Raw genomic sequence first — 6484 nt, 5'->3', positions numbered from 1 at the left:
CGAGCAGGGTGGCCGTGAGGGAGGGGTTGGTGAGGATGCCGGAGGTGCGCGCGAGGGGGACGTGGTCGACGGTGAGGGAGGCCGCGGCGAGGAGGTCCGGGGAGAGGTCGCACTTGCCCGGTTCGTCCGCGCTGAGCGTGGTGAGGTGCTGGCCCTCGCGGGTGTCCGCGAGGGCGAGCAGTGGGGTGCGCGACCACGTCGCCAGGAGGACGAGGTCGGACGCCGCGCTGACGGCGGACGGGGAGGGGGCGACGGTCCCGTCGTGTCGCGCGGCGAAGGACGCGGCCCGCTCCGGGGCGCTGTCGTGGACGGTCAGTGAGGGCCAGGCGCGAAGTCTGTGCAGACCTGCAATCGTGATCTCGGCCTGCGCGCCCGCCCCGATCACCCCGAGGCGACCGCCCGGCGCACCCAGTGCGTCCAGCGCGAGCGCAGCGGACAGGCCGGTCCGCCACGCGGTGATCGTCGCCGAGTCGAGCAGGGCCAACAGCTCGCCGTCGGCGGCGGCATGCAGGCAGATGACGCCGCGCAGCGCGGGGCGGGCGGCGGGGAATTTGGCGTTGACCTTCACCGTGTAGGCGTCGACGCCCGGCAGCAGCCCGGGGATGAGCGCGGTGGCCCTGCCGGGGAAGGGCAGTTCGGCCACGACCCGCTGCCCGGAGGGCGCGTGGGGGTCGGCGGCGAGGAACGCGGAGCGCAGCGCGTCGAGGCAGGCGTCCGGGTCGAGGACGGCGAGCAGGTCGGAGCGGGTGAGCAGCAGGGTCACCCGTCCAGGGTCCCAGCGGAAAAGCCACGGGGCCCCGACCTCGGTGAGAGGTCGGGGCCCCGAAGTGGAGCGGAGGCTGAGGGATTTGAACCCTCGATGGGCGGTAAAACCCAAACCGCATTAGCAGTGCGGCGCCATAGACCGGACTAGGCGAAGCCTCCTCAGCGTTTGCGCTCGCCCACTGGCGATCACAACCGTCTGCAGGGATGATGCCACAACCCTGGGGGCTGCGGCCAACCTCAGACCACGTTACTAGGCGGGTCGCCGGGATCGCAAAAACAATGCGATAGTGCTAGCTGGCCGCTGCGGCCCCACCCAGGAGGAGCCGCAAGGAGCCGCAAGGTGCAAGAAAGCGAGTAGGAGGACCTCCCGTCGTGAGCAGCAGGCCGACCCGAGGCACTGCTCGCCTCGCCGCGATACTCGACGCCCTTCCCGACGCGCTACTGCTGGTGAACAGCAACGGCACCATCGTCGACGCCAACGCCGCGGCGGTGCGGAGCCTCCAGGCGCCGGGGACGTCGCTGGTCGGCCGGGGCGTGCTGTCCGTCCTGCCCGAGTTCGACCCGAGCCGGATCCCCGGCTCGATGCGGCCGCGCAAGAACGCGGAGGGCGTCGAGGAGGACGACGACGAGCCGGTGCGCATGAACGCCGTGCGCACGGACGGTTCCGTGCTGCCCGTCGAGGTGCAGCCCGCCGAGTTCGAGGACGACGGCCGGATCTCGCTGGGCACCCTGGGCAGCTCGTCGAGCAGCTACTCCGGCTCCTACTACGGCGGCACCGGCTCCGGCATCACCTCTCCCAGCGACCGCGAGCTGCTGCTGATCGTCGTGCGCGACCTCAGCGCCCGGCTGGAGGTCGAGGCGGAGCTGCGCCGTCAGCACAAGCAGACCGAGATGATCCTGCGCGCCGCGACCGAGGGCGTGGTGGGCGTGGACACCGAGGGCCTGGTCGTCCTGGTGAACCCCGCCGCCGCGCACATCCTCGGCCACCGCGCGGGCGAGCTGGGTGGCCAGGAGCTGCTGCCGCTGGTGATGCACTCCCGTCCGGACGGCACGCCGCTGCCGGCGGAGGAGTCGCCGCTCGCGGACACCCTGGAGTCCGGCCGCCGCCACCGGGTCCGCACCGCGACGCTGTGGCGCAAGGACGGCACCCCGGTGACCGTCGAGCTGTCGACCGCGCCGGTGCGCGACGGCGACCAGCTGGTCGGCGCGGTGATGACGTTCACAGACCGCACCTCCTACCTGAACCTGGCCGAGCGGCACGAGCACCTGACGGCCGTGCTGGAGCAGGAGCTGCGCAAGCCCCTGGACCGGCTCAACGACACCCTGGAGCAGCTGGCCCGCGACCCCGCCGGGCAGCTGTGGCCGGAGGCCAACTGGGTGCTGCTCCGGCTGGCCGACGAGTGCCGCCGCACCTCGGCCCTGGTCGACGGCGTGCTGTCCTACCAGCGCTTCGACGCCGACGTGGAGTCGGGCAAGCAGCGGCTCGAGCGGCGCCCGGTCTCGCTGGACAAGATCCTCGAGGAGGCCGTCGCCATGGCGACGGCCCTGCTCGGCGCGGGCCGGGTCGACATCACGGTGCATCCGTCCTCGGTCGAGCTGATCGGAGACGAGGGCCGGCTGGCCGAGGCCCTCGGCCATCTGCTGGCCGAGATCGCGGTCGCCGGCGACGACGCGTCGAGCGCCGGCGGCGAGCTGTTCGGCATGGCGGTCGGCGTCGCCTCCGGGCTGTCCGGGCGTCGGCCCGGCGGACGCCACGGCGCGCGCCGCGCGGGCGGCGGCGGCGTGGTGGTCGCGGCGGCGCAGCGTGGCGAGGTCGCCCGGATCGAACTGCGCGGCCCCGGCGTGGGCGGCGGCGCGGTGCACCAGCCGATCGCGCGCGGCATCGTGGAGCGTCACGGCGGCGTGCTGCAGTCGCACGACCTGCCGGAGGGTCAGGGCCGCGTCTACATCGTGGAACTGCCGCTGGACCCGGCGAACGCGGTGGCCCGCTTCGCCCCGGCGCCCGCACCCGGCGAGAACGCCACCACGCTGCTGCCGGACCTGCCACTGGAGGCCCTCCCGAAGGCGCCGACGAGCGCGCCGGCGGAGGACGAGGCCGCGCCCGCGCAGCAGCCGTCCGGATCGTCGGCGACCCCGACCCAGGGCACCGACCGCTCGCGCCGGCGCAACCGGCTGCCCGAGCCGGAGATCGTCCGCCCGCCGCGCGCCGTCCAGCAGCAGCTGGAGGAGCAGCAGGCGCTGGAGGCGGCCGAGGCGGCGGCGCGGGAGCAGCAGGGGGCGCACCTGCCCGCGCTGCCCGGCGCCGAGCACGGTGCGGAGCAGGGCGGTCAGCCGGGCCAGGGCCGAGCGGCCCGGCGCCGCGCCCAGGCCGGACAGCAGGCCGACCAACAGGCCGACCAGCAGCACGCGCAGGGCGGGCACCCCGGCCGGCAGGGTCACCCGGATCAGCCCGGCCGACAGCAGCCCGGTGACTTCCCGGGCCTGATCGGCGGTCCGGTCTACCCCGGCCTGGAGAACGCGCTGCCGCCGGCCGGCAGCGTGGTCGCGCCCGAGCCGCGCCGGCAGGCCACCCCCGGCAACGGCCGTCGCCGCCAGCTCGCCCTCGGCCCCGCCAAGGGCGACGAGAACCCCGCCGCGCAGCAGTCCGCCGAGTCGGGCCCGGCCGCGCTGGAGCCGGTCCACCCCGCCGCCCCGCCCGTGCAGGCGGCGCAGGCGCCCTTCGGCGGCCGCTTCGAGCTCGGCCCGGCGCCGGTGAACGGCGCGCAGCACAACGGACAGAACGGGGCCCAGAACGGGGCCCAGAACGGCGCGGTGAACGGCCAGGCCGCGTCCGGCCACCAGGGACGCAACGCGGCCAACGCGGCCGGCAACCGGACCAACGGCGCCAACACGGGCACCAACATGCCGGTTCCGCAGCAGTCGCGCTCCCGCGGTCGCGGCCCGCTGCCGCTGCCGCCCGCCGCGCCGGTGCCCGCAGGCGGCACCTTCGGCGGCCGCGGCGGCGTGATGAGCCTGTCCCAGTCGCCGCTCCAGTCCGTGCAGACGCCGCCGAAGGGGACCAACGTCCCCACCCAGCAGGCGCCGCAGCAGACCGACCAGCCGTCGCAGGGCCCGGTCCAGGGCCCCCTCCCGCGCCAGGAACCCCGGCAGCCGGGCGGCGACGGGCCGCAGCAGCTCGGCGACGAGGGCCCGCTGACGGAGAGCCGGCTGGAGTTCATCGCCGGCGCCGACTACCCGACGATGGTCGCCCCGGCCTCCGACGGGCGGCCGCGCCGCCTGCTGGTCTGGCCGGAGCCCGACCCGTCGACCCGTCAGTCGCTGCAGGAGCGCGGCTACCAGCCGATTCTGGTCCGCACCCGGGACGAGCTGGACGCGCAGGTCCCGGGCTTCCCGGCGGCGCTCTTCGTCGACCCGCTGACCGAGCCGATCACCCGCACGGCGCTGCAGTCGCTGCGCACCGCCGCAGGGGACGCGAACGTGCCGGTGCTGGTGACGGCCGGCCTCGGCCAGGCCACGCCGGAGGCCGCCTACGGCGCCGACCCGGCGGTGCTGCTGCGCGCGCTCGCGCCGCGCGACAGTGAGCGGCACGCCCCGCGTGTGCTGCTGATCGAGCACGACCCCCACGTCGCCTCGGCGTTCACCGCCGCGCTGGAGCGGCGCGGCATGCACGTCGAGCACGCCGCGTCCGAGAACGACGCGGTCTCGCGGGCGAGCAGCGTGCAGCCGAACCTGGTGGTGATGGACCTGATGCTGATCCGGCGCCGCCGGATGGGCATCGTCGACTGGCTGCGCAGCAACAACCGGCTGCACCGCACGCCGCTGGTCGTCTACACCTCCGTGGACGGCCCGGAGCAGCGTGCCGGCCTGCGCTCGGGCGAGACGGTCCTCTTCCTCGCGGAGCGCTCCACCTCTCCCGAGGTGCAGGCCCGCATCGTCGACCTGCTCGGCCGCATCGGCGCCCTCGGCGAGGTCTGAGCAGCACACCGAACGACCGAAGGGGCGCGGGTCCTGCCGATCGGCAGAACCCGCGCCCCTTCGACACCCGTACGGCTACTCGCCCTTGCCGAGGGTCGTCACGTCCAGCTCGCCGGCGGCGTAGCCCGCGCGGATGACCTTCTTGTCGAACTTGCCCACGCTCGTTTTCGGCACGGCCTCGACCAGCGACCAGCGCTCCGGCAGCTGCCAGGAGGCGACGCGCTCGGCGAGGAAGGCGCGCAGCTCGGCGAAGCCGATCTTCGCGTCCGGGCGGAGGACGACGGTGGCCAGCGGGCGCTCGCCCCACTTGTCGTCGGGGACGGCGACGACCGCGGCCTCCAGGACGTCGGGGTGGGCCATCAGGTGGTTCTCCAGCTCCACGCTGGAGATCCACTCGCCACCGGACTTGATGACGTCCTTGGCACGGTCGGTGAGGGTGAGGAAGCCGTCGGGGCTGATCGTGCCGACGTCGCCGGTGCGCAGCCAGCCGTCCTCGCTGAACTTGTCGGAGGAGAGCTCCTCGTCGCCGTAGTAGGAGCCGGCGATCCACGGGCCGCGGACCTCCAGCTCGCCCGCCGTCTCGCCGTCGAACGGCACGGGGGTGCCGTCGGGGCCGATGATGCGCGGCTCGACGGAGGCGGGGAAGCGGCCCTGGGTGAGGCGGTAGGGCCACTGCTCCTCTGCGGTCAGGCCGCCCGGCGGGAGGGCGAAGGAGCCCAGCGGGGAGGTCTCGGTCATGCCCCAGGCGTGGACGAGGGTGATGTGGTGGCGCTCCTCGAAGGCCTTCATCAGCGAGGGCGGGCAGGCCGACCCGCCGATGACGACGCGGCGCAGCGAGGAAGTGTCGTAGGAGCCGTGGTCGAGCTCGTCCAGCAGGCCGGTCCAGATGGTGGGGACCGCGCCGCTGACGGTGGGGCGCTCGGCCTGGATCATCTCGGCCAGCGGCTTGGGCTGCAGGAAGCGGTCCGGCATCAGCAGCGAGCAGCCCACCATGAACGCGGCGTGCGGCAGGCCCCAGGCGTTGACGTGAAACATGGGTACGACGGGCAGCGCCTTGTCCGCGGAGGTCAGCGCGAAGTCCTCGGCGGAGATGACCTGCAGACAGTGCAGGTAGACGGAGCGGTGGCTGTAGACGACGCCCTTCGGGTCGCCGGTGGTGCCGGAGGTGTAGCACATGGCCGCGGCGGTGCGCTCGTCCAGGTCGGTCGGGAACGGGTAGCTGGTCGGCCGGTCGGCGATCAGCTCCTCGGAGTCGTGGACGGCGATGCCGCGGGCCTTGGCGTCGTCCAGCGCGGCGCGGTCGCCGGGGCCGACGACGACGATGTGACGCAGCGTCGGTTCGAGCGTCGGCAGGAGGGGGGCGAGCAGCGGCAGCAGGCTGCCGTTGACGAAGATCGCGTGGTCCGCGGCGTGGTTGACGATGTAGGAGAGCTGGGCGGCGGGCAGTCGCAGGTTCAGGGTGTGCAGCACCGCGCCCATGGAGGGCACCGCCAGGTAGATCTCCTGGTGCTCGGTGTTGTTCCACATCAGCGTGGCGACGCGCTGGTCGCCGGTGACGCCGAGCTCGTCGCGCAGGGCGTGGGCGAGCTGCGCGGCGCGGGCGCCGACCTCGGCGAAGGTGCGGCTGTCGGCGCTGGTGCCGTTCCAGGTGGACACGGTGGCGGCGCCGTGGAATCCCGCCCCGTGGGCGAGGATGCGGCCTACGGTGAGTGGGACGTCCTGCATCGTGCTGAGCACCTGGGTC

The 6484-nt window shown here is 74.2% G+C and carries 3 protein-coding genes and 1 tRNA gene; 1 reads left to right on the top strand and 3 read right to left on the bottom strand.

All coding sequences use genetic code 11. From position 1 onward, the window contains the following. Positions 1-763: ornithine cyclodeaminase family protein (locus DN069_RS06205; RefSeq protein WP_111499820.1), on the bottom strand; the 763-nt coding region annotated here is incomplete at its 3' end. A gap of 70 nt (positions 764-833) precedes the next feature. Beyond that, positions 834-924 (bottom strand) — tRNA-Ser (locus DN069_RS06200). A 213-nt stretch (positions 925-1137) separates the two neighbouring features. Here DN069_RS06200 and DN069_RS06195 point away from each other — a divergent pair. Then, complete coding sequence (locus tag DN069_RS06195; protein WP_111499819.1) at positions 1138-4740, top strand: PAS domain-containing protein; 3603 nt, start codon at positions 1138-1140, stop codon at positions 4738-4740. 75 nt (positions 4741-4815) lie between these two features. Here the strand turns inward: DN069_RS06195 and DN069_RS06190 are convergent, their stop codons facing one another. After that, positions 4816-6477: a long-chain fatty acid--CoA ligase gene (locus DN069_RS06190; RefSeq protein ID WP_111499818.1), complete on the bottom strand. Its 1662-nt coding sequence runs from the start codon at positions 6475-6477 to the stop codon at positions 4816-4818. Between the last annotated feature and the right edge of the window lie 7 nt (positions 6478-6484).

This window comes from Streptacidiphilus pinicola (assembly GCF_003258295.1).
Taxonomy (GTDB): domain Bacteria; phylum Actinomycetota; class Actinomycetes; order Streptomycetales; family Streptomycetaceae; genus Streptacidiphilus; species Streptacidiphilus pinicola.
The sequence above is the reverse complement of the archived record's forward strand: the minus strand, read 5'-3'. Positions and strand labels throughout refer to the sequence as shown.